This window comes from Oleiphilus sp. HI0066, from assembly GCF_001635725.1.
This window is the reverse complement of sequence record NZ_LWFH01000488.1, coordinates 1-585: the sequence shown is the minus strand read 5'-3', so window position 1 is coordinate 585 and position 585 is coordinate 1. Positions and strand designations below refer to the sequence as shown.

General features: G+C 44.8%; 1 protein-coding gene. It reads left to right on the top strand.

Annotated features, from left to right (window positions below):
* Window positions 1-91: 91 nt before the first annotated feature.
* Window positions 92-585: ABC transporter ATP-binding protein (locus A3738_RS06885; RefSeq protein ID WP_156504028.1), on the top strand; the 494-nt coding region annotated here is incomplete at its 3' end.

The following is a 585-nucleotide window of genomic DNA, read 5'->3' as shown; positions in this document are numbered from 1 at the left end:
CAATCACAATGATTCGCTGGATACACAGGTGCCTAATGTTAGGCTTTTCTGTGCTGTTTCTAGTGTCGCTAGTATTGGGCTGGTGAACGGTATGTCTTCGCAAATTAAAAATGCAACGATGTTGCGGGTAGAACATTTAAGTTGGACAGCACCAAGCAGAGGATTAGCATCCCCAGTAAAAATTCTTGATGATGTTTCATTTAAAATCGAGACGGGCAAGTTTGTTGGCCTTATTGGCCCAAACGGCGCAGGGAAGTCCTCTTTGATGCGATGTGTCTATCGAGTAACTAAACCCACTGAGGGCGAAGTGTTTGTGGATGAACAGAATGTTTGGGAATTGAGTGCGAAACAATCTGCCCTAAAAACCGCTGTTATTCTTCAAGAACAAAATGACTATATGGGCTTAACTGTTCATGATGTTATCGCACAAGGGCTGACGCCCCATAAGGGCTTGTTTGAATGGAATACTCGAGATGATGATGCCTTGATCGCGCAGCTCCTCAAAGAGATGGAGCTTAGTGAACTTGCAGAGAAGCCCTTTTCAGTTCTGTCAGGCGGCGAAAAGCAAAGGGCTTATTTAGCACG